At 33.0% G+C, this 17,678-nt stretch carries 14 protein-coding genes; 5 read left to right on the top strand and 9 right to left on the bottom strand.

Annotated features, from left to right (window positions below):
* Nucleotides 1–16 precede the first annotated feature (16 nt).
* From C4S35_RS13600 to C4S35_RS13580, 5 genes are all read right to left on the bottom strand, one after another.
* Nucleotides 17–1,216 carry an acetate/propionate family kinase gene (locus tag C4S35_RS13600; protein WP_104000697.1) on the bottom strand — a complete coding sequence of 400 codons (1,200 nt, stop codon included), beginning with the start codon at nucleotides 1,214–1,216 and terminating at the stop codon, nucleotides 17–19.
* A gap of 1 nt (nucleotide 1,217) precedes the next feature.
* Nucleotides 1,218–3,311, bottom strand: a complete 2,094-nt coding sequence (pta, locus tag C4S35_RS13595; RefSeq protein WP_104000696.1) for a phosphate acetyltransferase — start codon at nucleotides 3,309–3,311, stop codon at nucleotides 1,218–1,220.
* A gap of 54 nt (nucleotides 3,312–3,365) precedes the next feature.
* Nucleotides 3,366–4,436 carry a magnesium/cobalt transporter CorA gene (corA, locus tag C4S35_RS13590; protein ID WP_104000695.1) on the bottom strand — a complete coding sequence of 357 codons (1,071 nt, stop codon included), beginning with the start codon at nucleotides 4,434–4,436 and terminating at the stop codon, nucleotides 3,366–3,368.
* A gap of 221 nt (nucleotides 4,437–4,657) precedes the next feature.
* The gene (locus tag C4S35_RS13585; protein WP_146059554.1) at nucleotides 4,658–5,260 is read right to left on the bottom strand and encodes a hypothetical protein; all 603 of its coding nucleotides are present in this window, start codon (nucleotides 5,258–5,260) and stop codon (nucleotides 4,658–4,660) included.
* A gap of 142 nt (nucleotides 5,261–5,402) precedes the next feature.
* Complete coding sequence (locus C4S35_RS13580) at nucleotides 5,403–6,131, bottom strand: bacteriorhodopsin-like (protein WP_104000693.1); 729 nt, start codon at nucleotides 6,129–6,131, stop codon at nucleotides 5,403–5,405.
* 209 nt (nucleotides 6,132–6,340) lie between these two features.
* Here C4S35_RS13580 and C4S35_RS13575 point away from each other — a divergent pair, with 209 nt between their 5' ends.
* Nucleotides 6,341–7,135 (top strand): Brp/Blh family beta-carotene 15,15'-dioxygenase, encoded by a 795-nt coding sequence (locus C4S35_RS13575; RefSeq protein ID WP_244175287.1) that lies wholly within the window; start codon nucleotides 6,341–6,343, stop codon nucleotides 7,133–7,135.
* A 98-nt stretch (nucleotides 7,136–7,233) separates the two neighbouring features.
* Here C4S35_RS13575 and dnaK read toward each other — a convergent pair whose 3' ends face one another.
* From dnaK to C4S35_RS13560, 3 genes are all read right to left on the bottom strand, one after another.
* On the bottom strand, nucleotides 7,234–9,120 hold the full coding sequence (dnaK, locus tag C4S35_RS13570) for a molecular chaperone DnaK (RefSeq protein ID WP_104000691.1): 1,887 nt from the start codon (nucleotides 9,118–9,120) through the stop codon (nucleotides 7,234–7,236).
* A gap of 508 nt (nucleotides 9,121–9,628) precedes the next feature.
* Nucleotides 9,629–12,247, bottom strand: a complete 2,619-nt coding sequence (locus C4S35_RS13565) for a TonB-dependent receptor (RefSeq protein ID WP_104000725.1) — start codon at nucleotides 12,245–12,247, stop codon at nucleotides 9,629–9,631.
* Between the two features lie 497 nt (nucleotides 12,248–12,744).
* Nucleotides 12,745–12,975: a hypothetical protein gene (locus tag C4S35_RS13560; RefSeq protein ID WP_104000690.1), complete on the bottom strand. Its 231-nt coding sequence runs from the start codon at nucleotides 12,973–12,975 to the stop codon at nucleotides 12,745–12,747.
* Nucleotides 12,976–13,374: 399 nt separating this feature from the next.
* On the opposite strand from C4S35_RS13560, the gene C4S35_RS13555 reads away from it, so the two are divergent.
* Nucleotides 13,375–13,812, top strand: a complete 438-nt coding sequence (locus C4S35_RS13555; protein ID WP_104000689.1) for an acyl-CoA thioesterase — start codon at nucleotides 13,375–13,377, stop codon at nucleotides 13,810–13,812.
* A gap of 4 nt (nucleotides 13,813–13,816) precedes the next feature.
* Nucleotides 13,817–14,131, top strand: coding sequence for a hypothetical protein (locus C4S35_RS13550; protein ID WP_104000688.1), 315 nt, complete (start codon nucleotides 13,817–13,819; stop codon nucleotides 14,129–14,131).
* A gap of 90 nt (nucleotides 14,132–14,221) precedes the next feature.
* Here the strand turns inward: C4S35_RS13550 and C4S35_RS13545 are convergent, their stop codons facing one another.
* Nucleotides 14,222–14,497 (bottom strand): GlsB/YeaQ/YmgE family stress response membrane protein, encoded by a 276-nt coding sequence (locus C4S35_RS13545; protein ID WP_104000687.1) that lies wholly within the window; start codon nucleotides 14,495–14,497, stop codon nucleotides 14,222–14,224.
* Between the two features lie 412 nt (nucleotides 14,498–14,909).
* Here C4S35_RS13545 and C4S35_RS13540 point away from each other — a divergent pair, with 412 nt between their 5' ends.
* Together C4S35_RS13540 and C4S35_RS13535 are read left to right on the top strand one after the other, a co-directional pair.
* Entirely contained in the window at nucleotides 14,910–15,710 is an 801-nt protein-coding gene (locus tag C4S35_RS13540; protein WP_104000686.1) for an NIPSNAP family protein, read from the top strand.
* Nucleotides 15,711–15,907: 197 nt separating this feature from the next.
* Nucleotides 15,908–17,590, top strand: a complete 1,683-nt coding sequence (locus tag C4S35_RS13535; protein ID WP_104000685.1) for a Na/Pi cotransporter family protein — start codon at nucleotides 15,908–15,910, stop codon at nucleotides 17,588–17,590.
* Nucleotides 17,591–17,678: the final 88 nt, after the last annotated feature.

Here is a 17,678-nt window from a genome sequence, read left to right as displayed (position 1 = left end):
CAAATTGATTATTTTCTTAGTTCGTCAGTAATTCAAATACCTGATTTGCTATTTCAATTTCTTCATTGGTAGGAATAACTAATATTTTAGTTTTCGATTCGGGTGTATTGATTTCCCGAATTTCATTTGAACGAATTTCATTTTTGGAATCGTCTAATTCTATTCCGAAATAATCCATATCTGTACATACCAGTTTTCGAATATAAGAGGAATTCTCTCCTATTCCTGCCGTAAAAACAATAGCATCAAGTCCATTTAAAACTGCCGTATACGAACCAATATGTTTTTTAATTCGATAGGCATTCATATCTAAAGCCAACTGGCAATCAACATTTCCTTTCGCTGCATTCGCTTCAACATCCCTCAAATCGCTGTAGCCGGTAAGACCAAGCATTCCACTTTGTTTCTGTAACATCGTATTGACTTCATCAAGCGTATAACCCAAAGAGTTAACTAGATAAAAAATCACGGATTGATCTACATCTCCGCTTCGGGTTCCCATTATCAAACCATTCATAGGACCAAAACCAAGCGTATGGTCAATGCTTTTTCCTTCTTTTATGGCTGTCATGCTACATCCATTTCCTAAATGTATCGTAATAATTTTCGAGCCTTTATTTATAGAATTCTGTTTCAAATAATGAATCGCATTTTCTGAAACATACTTATGACTCGTTCCGTGAAATCCATAAACACGAATTTTATTCTCTGTTAAAAGGGAATTCGGCAATGCATATTTGTGCGCCACAACTGGAATCGTTTGATGGAATGCAGTATCAAAAACAGCTACTTGTATTGCCGAATTGAAAATTCCCTCGGCCACATTTATTCCTTCCAAATTCGCTGGATTATGCAAGGGTGCTAAATCAAAAAGTTGTCTGATTTTGTCTTTTACCTCACTGGTAATAATTACGGTATTCGAAAAAGCGCTTCCACCATGCACCACACGATGTCCGACCGCTTCAATTTCATCCGTACTTTTAATCACTCCTACTATTTCGTCCATCAGTAATTTGGCAATTTTCTCCAAACCTATTTTATGGTTTGCGATAGGCAAAGTTTCTTCTAATTTAGTAGTATTCGTAACATACGTTAGATTTGAAGTTTCCAATCCTATTCGGTCAATCATCCCCGAACAAATGACTTCATTCGCGGGCATATTGATTAATTGGTATTTTATAGAGGAACTTCCTGAGTTTACAATTAATATTTTCATTTTATAATCCTTGTGCTTGAATCGCTGTAATCACGACAGTATTTATGATATCATCAACCGTACAACCGCGGCTTAAATCATTTACGGGTTTGTTCAGTCCTTGTAACATTGGTCCAATTGCTAACGCACCCGTTTCTCTTTGCACTGCTTTATACGTATTATTTCCTGTATTTAAATCCGGAAAAATCAAAACACTCGCTTGTCCTGCCACTTCCGAATTTGGCATTTTACTTTTCCCCACATCCATATCGACGGCAGCATCATATTGTATAGGCCCTTCAATTTTTAAGTCGGGACGTTTTTTTCTCACTATTTCAGTCGCTGTTCGCACTTTATCCACTTCATCTCCTTTTCCGGATGAACCGGATGAGTAGGAAAGCATCGCAATTTTTGGTTCAATACCAAAAGCCAAACTGGAATCGGCAGAAGAAATGGCAATTTCAGCCAATTGCTCCGCAGTAGGATTTGGATTAATAGCGCAATCTCCAAAAACAGAAACCCTATCCTCTAAACACATGAAAAATATCGAGGAAACCACTGATGAATTGGGTTTTGTTTTAATGAATTGTAACGCGGGTAAAATGGTATGTTGCGTCGTATGTGCGGCACCGGAAACCATTCCGTCAGCATGTCCTTTGTAAACCATCATTGTACCAAAATACGAAACATCATCCATCAAATCTTTCGCCATTCCTACAGTTACGTTTTTTGCTTTTCGCAGCTCAAAATACGTGTTTACATAATCATCATAATATTTAGATTCTATTGGATTAATGATGTCAACTTTTGAGAAATCGAACTCTAAACCTAGTTCTGAGACTTTGCTTTCTATTTGTTTTTTGTTACCAATAATCGTAATATCAACCACATCCATTGCTAGTAATCGAGAAGCCGCAATAATGATTCTTTCATCGTTTCCTTCTGGCAAAACAATGTGTTTCCTATGTTTTCTGGCTCTTTTTACCAAATTATATTGAAACATTTTTGGAGTCATTCCCTCGGCTTCAAAAGTAATTAGCTTTTCAGCCAAATTATCTAAGTCTACATATTTTTCGAACGTTAGGATAGAGGTCTCAATTTTTTGCTTGTTATCCGCGTAAATTTTGGACTTAATTGAACCTATTTTATTGGTAATATAATACGTTCCTTCTTCAACAGCAAAAATTGGAACAACCGGAGAAAGTCCTTCAATTAATTTTAAGATGCTCACTTCAGGCAATATATTACCGGTAAGAAGAATTCCTGAAATTGTCGGATAATTAACTGATTCATTTGCTTGTAACGCACCAAGAATAATATCAGCTCTGTCACCTGGAGTTATTACCAGACTATTTTCTTTCAAGTGCAATAGGTAATTACAAAGTTGCATGGCACCCACGCTGAAATTACCGGTTTGATTGTTTAAATAAGCAGACCCAAATAAAACTTTAGCTTCTAATTTGTTTACAATTTCTTGAATTGTGGGATTATTCAAATTAGAAATTAAAGGAATTGAATTCACTAATACGCTCTCCGGCAAACTTTTTTTCAATCCTGTAGTTACCAATTCTATATTCTCCCTTTGGACTTTATTAGCGATTACAGCCAAAACCTCTACTTCTTTTACTTTGAATGAATCGTATGCTAGGTAAAGACTATCAATTAATTCCTCTAATGTTTTCCCTACTCCGGAGCCAACAATAATAGTTGGAATCCCCAGATTTTTAGCAATTAGAACATTCATATCTAATTCTATAACAGTTCCTTCTCCTGTAAAACTAGTTCCTTCAACCAAAACAAAATCGAAACGTTCTTCTAATTTCTTATATTTTTCAATAATCAAATCAAGGACCTCTCCTATTTTTCCTTTGTTCTTCTTTTTGATTAGTTTACTTTTTGTAATAGCGTAGGCATCTTCAAATTGAATGTCTAACCCAAAATGACCAATCACCGTTTCAATATGATTGTCAAATCCTCCCTCTTCAAAATCTTCTACAATGGGTCTAAAATAACCTACTTTGGCAGTCTTGCCAATAAGCATACTCATCAACCCTAAAGTTATAATTGACTTACCACTATTCTGTTCGCTTGTTGCTATATATATGGCCTTGTTCATTTTTTATTTTTATATTTAATTCCAAATAGAATTGGATCTATTACTTTTTTATTACTAAAACCAACGACGTTTTTTAAAATAAATTATCATTCCAATTACAATCAAAAACATAATTCCCATTACAGTATGATAGCCATATTGATATTTTAGTTCAGGTAAATTTTCAAAATTCATACCATAAACTCCCACAATAAATGTGAGCGGAATAAAGATAGCCGACACAATAGTCAGTGTTTTCATAATCTCATTCATCTTATGCGTTTGCGCCGAAAAAAAGAAATTAGAAGCACTTTCCAGTGAACCCATATCGGATTCAATTTGTTCCAGGAGCTCCAAACTTTTTTGATGCAATCGAATAAAAAAACTAAAATTATCTGTTTCAATTGAATTGAACACGTTATCGTCTTTTATGCTTTTAATATCGTACAAAGAATCTCTTAAAGGAATAATTGATCGCTTCAGAAAATTGAAATTATCGCGATGTTTTTCAATTCTTTCCAGAATTTTTGGGTCAGCACTGTTTTTAGAAAGGTTAATCAGTTCTTCTACTTTATCTTCTTCATTCTCTATGGTTATATAGAAATTTTGCATAATGGCATCTAAAAGGATGTACAAAAGATAATCCGCTTTTTTTGTCCTTACAATTCCAGAATTCGTCCGAATTCGTTCCCGAATATGTAAGAAAAAATCACTTCGTTTTTCCTGAAAAGAAATCAAAATACCATCTTTTATCAGAAAACTGATTTGCTCGACACTAATATTATCTGAATCTCCGGCCGGCAAAAGTGATTTTATATTAAAAAATAAAGTATCTGACAATTCTTCTAGTTTTGTTCTCTTGGTAGTATTTAAAATATCGGCAAGCATAAAATTATCGATATTAAAATAGTTTCCAATGGACTTTATTAATTCAATATTATTTAAACCATGTATATTCAACCAATTGGTTTTTTGAATATTAATATATTTATCCAGATCCGAAACTTTAAAATCCTCATATTCTGTCAAATCAAAATTGTCAAAAACAAATAACTGCATTTCTGACTCGTGGCTTTGATGCACCCCGGTATATTCCAGATTGTAAGGTTGCAGTTTTCTGCCTTTCTTGTATTTAATTTTTCTCATCCAAAATTTTTTTATCTGGTAATAGTACGAAAATCTTTTATAAATGAATGGCTACTTATGGAATTTGACATTCATAAAAAACAAAGATAATCAGAAATAATAATTCTTAATATGAGATTAATCATTTAAGACTTATTAAAAACATTTATTTCTATATAAAAACAAAACCCGACTCCTTTTTGAAACGGGTCGGGCTTACTTTTATTTAAAAACTAAATTAGTTATTTCTTCTTCGATGATCCGGCAGAAGTTAATACAAATTTTTTATCCGCCGGAACATAAATCATTTTATTTTCCTTTGCTTTATTTTTCAATACCACATCTCCTTGTTTATTTACTATACATTCAAAACCTTCATTTCTAATTCGGTCTATTGTTTCAGAAACAGTTTGCTTATCATCTAAAAAGTGTACTTCAGTTATTTTTGTAGTAATTTGTTCATTGGTCAGCAGTTTTATTTTTGAAGCTATATCACAAATTACAGAAACGGTAGTTACAGCAGCCTCCGTTTTTAATTTAGTTTGCATGGTCTTTTTTTCTAGCCAAGTTATTTTATGCAAAGTAATTCCCTTGGTGGTAAAGGGTTCAATTTTGCATTCTAAAGGCAATTTATCTACCTCAAAACTTTTCATTAAAATCGTGTCTTTCTTGGCTCCTTTATTGGTGACTAACAAATAAAATTTATTCTTACTCATTTCTGCCAAAACATTATCTGATTTCGCAAAAATAGATGCAGATCCTGTTTTTTTTACTGCTTTATTGCTTTGGCTGAAAATAACAGTACTAAAAGATGACAGGACAAGAAGTAAGATTGTTTTTTTCATAGTTGCTTTCGATTTTAAATGTATTGAAAAGTACAATAATATTTCATACAAAAGGAGCTCATCTCTTTTTAAACAAAAAATAAATTCCATAAAAAAACCGAGCTATCACAAGTTCGGTTTTTAAAAACAAAGGAAATTAAAATTAAGTGGTTTGTGATTTTAAAGCTAAATTGTAAACTACAAGTCCAAATCCAATTTTATTAATGGCATCCGCAATATTGTACACAACATCAATATTAAGTCCTAAACCATGTATACCGTTGTACCAACCGTCAGTTCCTAACATATATCCCAATGGATAAATTGACCATCCAACTAGTACAAACCAACATAATATTTTATGGGCAGCCAAAACATTTCCACCTGCTGCGGCGGCTAATTTAGAAGCATTACCAAGCCAGATTTCATAAACAATCACAAAGTAAGCGATACCTGAGATTAATCCCCATATCCATGCATTAGGACGATCTACTGCTTCTCCGAAATAGCCTGTAAGGAGCATCACTAATGATAAAATTATCATTTTCCACATCAATGATTGCTTGGCACCAGCAACTTTCAAAATTAAGAAAAACTCAACACACATCAACGGAACTGTTAACGTCCAATCGACATAACGAAAAAATGTAGGCGATTCCTGGAACGTAGCCCAATAATCTCTCATGTAAAAATAATGTACAGCAGCAATGAAAGTAATTAAACCTGAAACTAATACTGAAGTTCGCCATTTTTTATCAAATTGATTTAATGATAAAAAGAAAAAAGCCGACGCAGCCATCATAGCCATGCAGCCAACAAAAAAGGTAAATCCTACATAATCAGTAGGAGATAATCTTGCAACTAATCCTGGAATAAACATAAAGTTTGTCATAAATAATTGAGGTTAAGTGAATTTGTTAATTCAAATATATGAAAAGTTAAATAATAAAAATACGTTTTGTTTATTTTTTTTGTATTAATTTTAAACAAAATATAAATTTAATGTCAAAATATTTGAATATCGCAATTGTAGTTAGCTTTTTTGGATTATGGATTGATTCTTTTTTTTCACATCAAGTTCAAATTATCATTGGATTTTTATTGATATTTTCCTTTGGAATTTTACATGGGGCAAATGATCTATTGCTAATCGAAAATATCAGCACTAGAAAACAGGTGATTCCTTACTTTAAAATAATAGCTTATTATTTACTTGTAGTTTTGGTTGGTGCACTTTTATTTTATTTAATACCTTGGTTAGCATTATTACTATTTCTTATTGTAAGCGCATATCATTTTGGAGAACAGCAATGGCAGAATTTAAAGCAGCTAGTGTCAAAATGGTTTACAATACTATTTCAATTTTTCTATGGTGCAACCATCTTGTTTCTCCTATTTGCCTTTCATGTTAATGAAGTCCAGAACATTGTATTTCAGATAATAAAAATTTCAATTGATATCCATTATATTGCAACAGTTCTGAAAATAATTAGTGTTATTTTAACAATATTAGGGACTTATTTGTATTGGAAATTTGAAATAGCAAGAAAACAACTTTTAACAGAAACATTTTATTTACTGCTATTTATTATTATTTTCAAATCCTCAAGTTTAATATGGGGATTTGCATTATACTTCGTTTTATGGCATAGTATACCCTCAATAATTGATCAAATAAAATTCCTTCATGGAAATTACTCCTTCCCGCTTTTTGTTACCTATTGCAGGTCGGCAGTTTTATATTGGGGAATATCCATATTGGGAATTTCAGTTCTTTATTATGTATTTAAGCAGGAACAATTATTCAATGCGTTATTTTTTTCCTTTCTTGCTGCCATAACATTTCCCCATGCCTTAGTTATTACAAAAATGTTTAGTGGCAAAAAACAAGACTGAATCGGAATTAATAACAATAAAAAAAACCGTTCACCAAAGGCAAACGGTTTTCTAAATCAACAGTAAAGACGACATAAATCGTGTCTCTAAGGAAATTATTATTTTACTTCTTCAAATTCAACGTCTTCAACATTGTCTCCTTGAGCAGCATCCCCTTGAGGTTGTGCTTCACCTTGACCTTGTTCTCCTTGAGCATACATCGCTTCAGTTGCTTTTTTCCAAGCTGCGTTGATGTTGTCAAGAGCCGTTTGAATTGCAGGAATGTCTTGAGATTGGTGCGCCATTCTCAATTCAGTTAATGCATATTCTACAGCAACTTTGTTTTCATCAGATAATTTAGAACCTAATTCTTTCAATTGAGTTTCAGTTTGGAAGATCATTCCATCCGCCTCGTTCAATTTTTCAGCTCTTTCTCTTGCAATTTTGTCAGCATCAGCATTAGCTTCTGCATCTTTTTTCATTCTTTCGATTTCTTCAGCTGTTAATCCAGAAGAAGCTTCGATACGAATATCATGAGATTTACCAGTTCCTTTATCAGTTGCCGAAACTTTAATGATACCATTAGCATCAATATCAAAAGTTACTTCAATTTGTGGAACTCCTCTTGGTGCTGGTGGAATACCATCTAAATGGAAACGACCGATAGTTTTGTTATCAGCAGCCATTGCTCTAGCTCCTTGTAAAACGTGGATTTCAACTGTTGGTTGAGAATCTGCAGCAGTAGAGAAAACCTGAGATTTTTTAGTTGGAATAGTTGTGTTAGGCTCAATAAGAGTTGTCATAACACCACCCATAGTTTCGATACCTAAAGATAAAGGAGTAACGTCAAGTAACAATACATCTTTTACATCTCCAGAAAGAACTCCACCTTGAATAGCTGCTCCAATTGCAACAACCTCATCAGGGTTAACTCCTTTAGACGCTTTTTTACCAAAGAATTTCTCCACTTCTTCAGCAATTCTTGGCATACGAGTAGAACCTCCAACCAAGATAACTTCGTCAATATCAGAAACAGTTAAACCTGCATCTTTAAGCGCTTTAGCAACTGGTGCCATTGAACGTTTTACTAAAGAATCAGTTAATTTTTCAAATTGTGCTCTAGTTAATTTTTTAACTAAGTGTTTTGGTCCTGAAGCTGTAGCAGTTACATAAGGTAAGTTAATTTCAGTTTCAGCAGAAGAAGACAATTCAATTTTTGCTTTCTCAGCAGCTTCTTTCAAACGTTGCAAAGACATTGGATCTAAACGTAAATCAATACCTTCTTCAGTCAAAAATTCAGCAGCTAACCAGTCAATAATTTCGTGGTCAAAATCATCCCCACCTAAGTGAGTATCTCCGTTTGTAGACAATACTTCAAAAACTCCGTCTCCTAATTCAAGAACAGAAATATCAAATGTACCTCCACCTAAATCGTAAACAGCAATTTTTTGATCTTTACCTTTTTTATCAAGACCGTAAGCAAGCGCTGCTGCTGTTGGTTCGTTGATAATACGCATTACTTTAAGACCTGCAATTTCACCAGCTTCTTTTGTAGCCTGACGTTGTGCATCATTAAAGTAAGCAGGAACAGTAATAACTGCTTCAGTAACTGTTTGACCTAAATAGTCTTCAGCAGTTTTTTTCATTTTTTGAAGTGTCATAGCTGACAATTCTTGTGCAGAGTATAAACGTCCATCAATATCAACACGTGGTGTATTGTTGTCCCCTTTTACTACTTTGTAAGAAACTCTTTTTGCTTCAGCCGAAACTTCTGAAAAAGAATGACCCATAAAACGTTTGATAGAAGCAATAGTCTTAGTTGGATTAGTTACCGCTTGTCTCTTCGCAGGATCCCCTACTTTAATTTCTCCACCTTCAACAAAAGCGATGATAGATGGTGTTGTTCTTTTTCCTTCTGCGTTAGGAATAACAACTGCTTCATTACCTTCCATTACAGAAACACAAGAGTTTGTCGTACCTAAATCAATTCCGATTATTTTACCCATTTTATTTATATTTAATTATAATGTATACTTATTTTAACGGCTCATGGTGCTTAAGTCAATCATTATGCCAATGCAAAAGGGTCCAGTAAATTGTCAGTTTTTGTTAAAATTGTCGTAAATTAATCTGACAATATGACATTTTAGGCATGCTGTCATTACTTCTATAAAACAAAACAGCATTCCTTTTGAGAGCAAAGTCACAAACACAAGAAAACAATGATTTAAATTCGTTTTTACAATGTATGACTGTCATAGCACGGACCCAAACTTATATACAAAGTAAATAGAATTCATATCGAAATAATGGAACGTTTTTTTTACCATATAAGAGATATAAGTTCGCTTCTCGGAACTTATATTTCTTTATGATATTAATTCAAATTTATTATTTAAAAACTTATTTGACCTCCATTACGGATAATCCTATTAAATTGTGTCCCTTCAAAAAAATATTTACATAAAAAAACGGGAATAAATCCCGTTTTAATAATTGTCCTATAATTCTCCTTTAAAATTTAAAGTTTAATCCCGCTGTAAATGTGGTACCGCTAAAACCAAATTGGTTTACTTCCCATGCGTATTTAAAACGACCTCCCAAATCAGTAACAACATCTCCTTTAGTATCTAATTTGTCAGGGTAGACATTTAGTAAGTTGTTTACCATCACATTGGCAGATATAGTATTTGTAAATTTATAAGAAAGACCTAAATCTGTAATCACTTTTCCAGCAAAAGTTTGATCTTTTGCAACATCAGTAGCATGTTGCCAAGTAACTTCACCAAAATAAGTATTGTTAAAAATAACACTCATTTTATTAATATCATAATTAGCTCCTAACAATACTTTTGTATTAGGTCTCGCATTTAATATTCTGCCTTGCTCTTTACGGTTAAAAATATCATACCCATTTGCTTTTAAAATAGCGGGCGTAGCAATTTGCCCATCAATTTTAGTATTAGAAATATTAGATGCCAAACTAAATCCTAGTTTCCCATTTCCAACCGCTAGATTTTTGTAGTTCAAAACAACATCAACACCTTTGGTTATTGTATTAACTGCATTGATAAAAAACTTCATACTTGTTATATCATTGTCAATTAATACTTGTTCAACCGGGTTAGTTGTTTTGTTATCGCCATCAAATTCAATCGCCCCAGAAAACAAAACACGGTCTTTTACTTTGATCTGGTAGAAATCAACCGAAGCAGAAAAATTAGCACCTGATCTAAAAGTAATCCCTGTCGATATATTTTGAGATTTCTCCGCATGCAATTGAGGAACTCCAAGTCCTATAACCGCAGGATCTACATTGTTAAAAGTCCCTTGATTAGAAATTGTACCTCCAGATACAAGCGTTTGAATATTACTCAAATAAATCTGGTGCAATGCAGGAGCTCTAAATCCAGTGCTGTAAGAAGCACGAACGGCAATATCGTTATTCAGTTTGTAACGAGAATTTACTTTCCAAGAAAAATTATCACCAAAATCAGAATAGTTCTCATATCGTAAAGATCCTCCTATCAAGAAAGCCTCATTCACATCATAATCTAAGGTAGTATAAACACCGATGTTATTACGGTCTTTTTTTAACGCATTTGCCGGTTGCAATCCAGGAAAAGATTGTGCGCCTCCACCGACATACGACTCCACTTGACCCGCTCTCGCTTCAAATTGCTCTTTTCTTATTTCTGTACCAAAACCGAAAGTCACTTTATCAAAAGTTCTGCTAAAATCGGCATTTCCTACAAACTGACTAAAAGTATATCCACCCGTTTTAAATTCAGTTGGACTTTTAGCCCCCAAAGAAACGTTTAATGAGTTTTTTACAGTATAATCAACCGTATTAGAACCCGCTGTAAAACTGAAATCCGAATTAAAACCAAACAAAGTAGATCTTAACCCAACACTTCCTAGATTATCGAACACATCTGTATTGAATGTAGGTTGGAAACCATTATAAGTTGTACCAGCTGCGTGCAATAAATTGTTAGGATCTGAAACCCAATAAGGAGCTCTATATAATGCAAAACTCGTTCCTTTTCTTATATTGATATCTCCAAAAGTATAAAGCGTTGTTTTGTCCGAAAGAGGATATTCAGCATTGAAAACCAAAGCACCCATTTTAGAATCTGGTTGTCCGATAGTCATTCCTAAGTCAGGATTTCTACTTAACCAATCTCCCCATTGCGGGTCATTTGCAGCTACCCCAAACAAATCATCTTTTCCTGGCTTTCCAGCTCTATTGGTTTTATTTTGGTCCAAATAAGAAAGGTTGAAATTTACAAAGCCTTTATCAGCAATTTTAAATCCCGAGTTTAGATCAGCTCCAAAATTAAAACCATCTCCCAGTGAAGTTACTCCTGAAGTAAGAGTTACTTCAGTAAAGTTGGTTTGCTTTTTAAGGATAATATTCACTACCCCTGCAATAGCATCAGAACCGTATTGAGAAGACGCTCCATCACGAAGTACTTCTACTCTTTCGATTGCAGAAAACGGAATACTTTTCATATCTGTTCCTACCTCACCTTTTCCAGGAGTATCATTGATATACACTAATGCACTTTGATTTTTTCTTTTTCCATTCACTAAAACTAAGGTACGACTGGGTCCTAAACCACGCAAATCTGCCGGGTCAAAATGGGCTGTAGCATCAGAAATAGCCTGACTGCTAGAATTAAAGGAAGGGATTTTGTAGGCCAACATTTTATCAAATGTAACCTGACCGCTAGATTTAAGATCTTCTGAGTAAATCTTATCGATCGGAACAGCAGAATTTAGTACACTACGCACTTTTGATCTGTTTCCTGTAACAACAACCTCATCTAAACTATTATTAGGCAGTAGCTTAAAAGTAATGGGGGCGGTATCATTTGCCACCTCAACATTTTGATTTTGATAACCCACATATTTGGCAGTCAATGTAGCGGGCAATCCTTTTACCTTAATTTCAAAATTACCGTTTCCGTCCGTGGTTACACCATTGGATGTTTCTTTATCTATAACATTAGAATAAGGCAAAGATTGCCCATTCTCGTCCGTCACAATCCCTTTGATTGTTTGGGCATTCATAACTGCGGGCATTATTAACATAAATAATACACCTAAAACAAAACGGTTAATTCTCATAAATAGTTTTTTTGATAATTTCATATAGTGAAGATAGCAAACCTATGTATTTTTGTTAAAATAATCTTAAAAATATTATGTTTTTATTAAAAAAATTATCAACAATACATTTTTAATTGAAAAATCTTACAAAAATAGCTTTTTATAAATTGAACCACCCGCTATTATTTTGATTAGTGCCACACTTGTACAAACAGCTGAATAATCGCTACTTTAGGGGTCAAGTTCTTCAGTTTTCTGGAGCTATTCCCGCTATACATTGCAATCTTTTTATCCTCCAAAAAGGCGAATAAAAAGGATTTTCACTGCTATCGGGGCTAAGGGAATTTGGGTTTCAATGCCTTTTTTTGGAATTAGGAATTTTTATTGACACTTTCAAAAAAATCCAATTTTATAAACTCCCAAGATTTTTTAAGTAAACGTAACGGGTCAAAATCAGCATCAGCCAATTCAAAATTTACAAATTGACTTTTAATATTGGTGCAATCGTTACAAGGTTACCGCTGTTCATTAAACGAAATCATTTCGTCAATACTTACTTTATCAAGATAATAATCTAAGTCCCAAAAATATTTTTTTCTGCTGCACCTCAAAATAATATATAATTTCATTGCAATAATTTCATTTTCAGAAGTCATTCTAATAGTATCTTTAGAAACTGCATCAAAAATAAAATCATCCGTATAATACAAGTCTATTTTTACAAAATCCTCTTTTGAATTTCCCACTTCAAAATAAGTTATAAACGCAACATTATTAAGATTTCTTGAACTAAAAAACGAATATTTATTCTCAAGAAAACTTCTTATCTCCTTAAAATCGATGGTGCCATATCGGCATCAGTAAACAAATCAATATCAACAGAAACTATATGCCCAATAGAAGTTTTCCAGCTAAATACTAAAACGTTTCATCAATCAGGGAATGGATAGGCTAGTTTGGGAGAAGCTTATTTGAAAAATGGAGATAAAAAGCTTCCCATTTTGAATTATAAAAAATCAGTAGAACTTGATTCAAGTAATGAAAGTGGAAAAAAAGTATTAAAAGACATTTCAAAATCATAAATTTGCCCTTCTTTCGTATTAATTTAAATCGAAAGGAAGCGACATTAACTAATATAAAAAACAATGACAGCATTTAGCAAAGAATTATCTTTTCGATGGTCAGATCTTGACCCTAATTTTCATGTACGACACAGCGCTTATTATGATTTTGGCGCGCAACATCGTATTGAGATTTTAGAAAGCTTGGGTTTAACTATGAAAGTTTTGCGATCACAAAATTTTGGTCCTATATTATTCAGGGAAGAATGCGTTTTCAAAAAAGAAATACTGCTTTCGGATAAAATAACTATTCATACTAAAATATCTAAAATGAGACCCGATGCTTCGCGCTGGTCTATTGTACACGAATTTATCAATGACGAAAATAAACTTTGTGCCATAATAACTGTTGATGGTGCCTGGATGGATACCAAACTGCGCAAAATAGCCAACCCAACACCTGAAATCGCGATGGACGCTATTCGTAATTTTCCAAAATCCAATGATTTTCTAGAACTTTAAATTTATGAAACAATTTTATAAAATTGCCAGCTGCTTATTAATCGTAATCGCACTGGCTGTAAGTTGCAGTCCGCTGATTAATGCAAACACTACTGATTTTACCACTGGAAAAGTGCAGGAAATCCTGTTTGGCAAAGACGGGTATACAGCCAAATTAGCAGCAACCAACAATTCAATTTATTTAGTAACTATAAGTCGTGCCAATTTATTAGATCCAACACAATATAAGGAGATTTCAACTGGAGAAACTATACAAGTGAAAGGCGATGTTTTTAAAGTTGCAGGCGTTAATCATATGACAGTGCGAGTGCTAAAGTAACGAAAAATCAAAAAAATTGTAAATCAAGAATACAAAAAAGTCAGTAGAAAATGTTCTACTGACTTTTTTGCGTTCATTAAATATTCTTTACTACAAATTAGTTCTGCTTCTATTAAACAGCCCAACAATAAATAAAAGAACAACAGCACCTAAAACCGCAGTTAGTATGCTGGCTAAATTAAAACCACCAGTTTGAGTACCTCCTATACCGAGTCTGGTCCCTAACCAGCCTCCTAAAAAACTTCCTAAAATTCCAACAATTATGTTTCCGATAATGCCAAAGCCACTACCTTTCATAATTTGACCAGCTAACCACCCTGCGACTACTCCTAAAAGTAACCAAACTAAAAAATTTTCTGTTGACATAATTAATTAATTTAAATTGTTAAAAGACTATTTTAGTAAAAATCAAACATAAAGGTAGCATTTTTCTGTTTAAAAAAATAAAATATTTTACATATATTATTATATTTCAGACACTTAAGTTAATTTATAATAGAACTGCGCGCTAAACTTAAAAACCTTTTTTTTATCTCCTTTTTTCAAACATGAAACGCAATAAATAAAAATTAGTCAGTTTTATTATCTGTCCATTAAAAATAAATTAGAGAAAAGACTAACGGTCTTACTAAACGATTGTTATAATTATTCTTAGAGCTTCACTTTTAAACAAATTTTCAAATCTCATCGAATCAATTTGAGTAGTTCGAAAATGTATTACTTTTTTCATACTTTTATAAACTGAATGCTATTTAATTCCTAATCAGAAAACCAAAAAATGAAAGCAACAAAATTACTATTCCTAATGATTATCGCCTCAGCCATTACCAGCTTTACAATAGTTACGGCAGATTCTAAAATCGTAGTTCAATCCAGAGAGTTCTACCAACTCAAAACCTACGTTTTAAATTCAGAACAACAAGTTCAAACCACAGATAAATATTTAAAAGAAGCCTATTTACCGGCACTAAAAAAACTGGGAATTAAAAATATTGGGGTTTTTAAACTAAAACCAAATGCTACTGACACGTTAAAAAAAATCATAGTATTAATTCCTTTTAAGTCCCTCTCACAATTTCTTGCATTGGAAGAAAAACTGGCTAAAGATAAAACCTATTTGGCTACCGGAGCGCAGTATTTGAATGCGACTTATAAGCAAGCGCCTTATTCCCGTATCGAATCTGTTTTATTAAAAGCATTTGCTGATCATCCCATTTTGACAATTCCTGTTTTGAATAGTCCAAGAGCAAATAGAGTGTATGAATTAAGAAGTTATGAATCAGCAACCGAAGCGATTTACAGCAATAAAGTCGATATGTTTAAAGCTGGTGGGGAAATTAAACTCTTTGACCGCCTTGCATTTAATCCCGCTTTTTATGGCGAAGTAATTTCGGGAGCCAAAATGCCAAACCTGATGTATATGACCACTTTTGCTAATCAGGAAAGTAGAGATGCGCACTGGAAAGCATTTTCAGATTCTCCGGAATGGAAAGAATTAATAGCCTTGGAAAAATATAAAAACAACATTTCCCATATGGACATTACTTTTTTATATCCAACGGACTATTCTGATTATTAGATTATTTATACAAAAACCTAAAAATCATTACCCCTAAACCGCAGTTTTACAAAAAAGACTTCTAATTGTTACGTATAGAACTACAACTCTAAAAAAGTTGTGGTTTTTTATTTTAAGAACTATAACACACAATTTTAAAGAAAGAAATACACATTTTCAGAAAAATTATATAAGTAAATTTAAGTATCTTTAAAGCTATGGAAAACCTTAATCATTTCTTGAAACTTGCGGCTGGGATTGGTTTATTCCTTTTTGCTATGTATTTATTGGAGGAATCCTTAAAAAATCTATCAGGACGAAATTTCAAACTTTTTCTGCAACGCATTACCAAAAATAAATTTGGCGCTGTTGCAGGTGGTGTAATCATAACAGGTATTCTACAAAGTAGCTCTATGGTTACACTGATGCTACTTGCTTTTGTAGGTGCAGGGGTTTTCAGTATGCGAAATTCAATGGCAATTATCTTGGGCGCAAATTTGGGAACAACAGTTAACGGTTGGCTAATTGCAAGTCTTGGTTTTAAAATGGATATTGAAATAATTGCCTATCCTGCCGTATGCTTAGGAGGTATATTTCTAATTCTTTTTGGTAATCGCAAGACAATGAAACATCTAGCCTATTTCCTTTTTGGTTTTGGATTGTTATTCATTGGCCTTTCTTTTATGAAAACCGCAATGGAATCGCAAGTACAGGATTTTGATTTTTCACATTATGTTGAAATGCCAAAAATCGTTTTTATATTCATCGGTTTCCTCATAACCCTTATTGTACAATCAAGCTCTGTAACCATGGCCCTCACACTTAGTGCGCTGCACGCTGGGGCAATCAGTTTTCCTATAGCAGCTATAATTGCATTGGGATCAGAAACGGGTACGATTATTAAAATCGTACTTGGAGCGATAGGCGGCAATGCTTCAAAAAAACGAATCGTTCTGGGTAATTTATTTTTTAATATTTTTATTACAGCACTGGCCTTTGTTTTTCTGACCCCAATTCTTTTCCTGATTACTGATATTTTACATATAAAAGATCCGTTAATTGGGTTGGCCACTTTTTCCAGTCTGATTAATTTTTTAGCCATTGTGATTTTTTTTCCAATACTCAACCCTTTCACAAAGCTTTTGGAACTCTTTTTCAAAGATACTGATGCCGCTACAGTGGCTTTTATTAGTCATGCAGCAATCAATGAACCTGAAACCGCTCTTGATTTACTCCGTAGAGAAACAAAATACTTCTTCTATAATTCAATGTTATTCAATCTGGAATTATTCAAAATTGATACCGTACAACTTCGAGAAAATACTGACTTTAAAAGGATTAATGAAAAAAGAAATTTCTTTTCAAAAACGATAGAAGAGAAATATGAATTCCTCAAACAATTACAAGGGGAAATACAATCGTTTTACTTAGACTTACGAACAAAATTAAAAGGAGAAAAGCAGGCTGAACTCAACCAACTGATTTCTTCAGTACGGAGTTCCATGCACTCGGTAAAAAGTGTGAAAGACATTGGCACTAATATTTCAGACCTCAGAAATTCGTCAAAAGATATTAAGTACAATTTTTTTACACACCATAAAAAAGAAACTGAAAATCTGTATTTTGAATTGAATGCATTCCTTATTCAGGATAAAAAAGCAAGCTTTGAAGAACTGCAACATTTATTTGATTCGATACAAAATAATTATAGCACCGCTTTAAATAATTTTTATACCGAAGCGGTAAATGCACCTATTGAAAAAATCGACATAACCACTGTTATTAACTTTAATCGAGAATTATTTACTTCAAATAAAGCAATGCTTATGGCTTTAAAAGAAATTATATTAGAAGAAAAACAAGCTGAATACTTTAATGAAATTCCCATTTATAAAACATAAATTAATATGTATATTTTTACTTGAACATAAGCTATTAAATATCGAACACTTAAATTATTTATAAATTGCACTTTGTTTAATTCAAATC

This window comes from Flavobacterium urumqiense (assembly GCF_900108015.1).
In the GTDB taxonomy this organism is placed as follows: Bacteria; Bacteroidota; Bacteroidia; order Flavobacteriales; family Flavobacteriaceae; genus Flavobacterium; species Flavobacterium urumqiense.
This window is presented reverse-complemented; position numbering and strand designations above follow the sequence as displayed.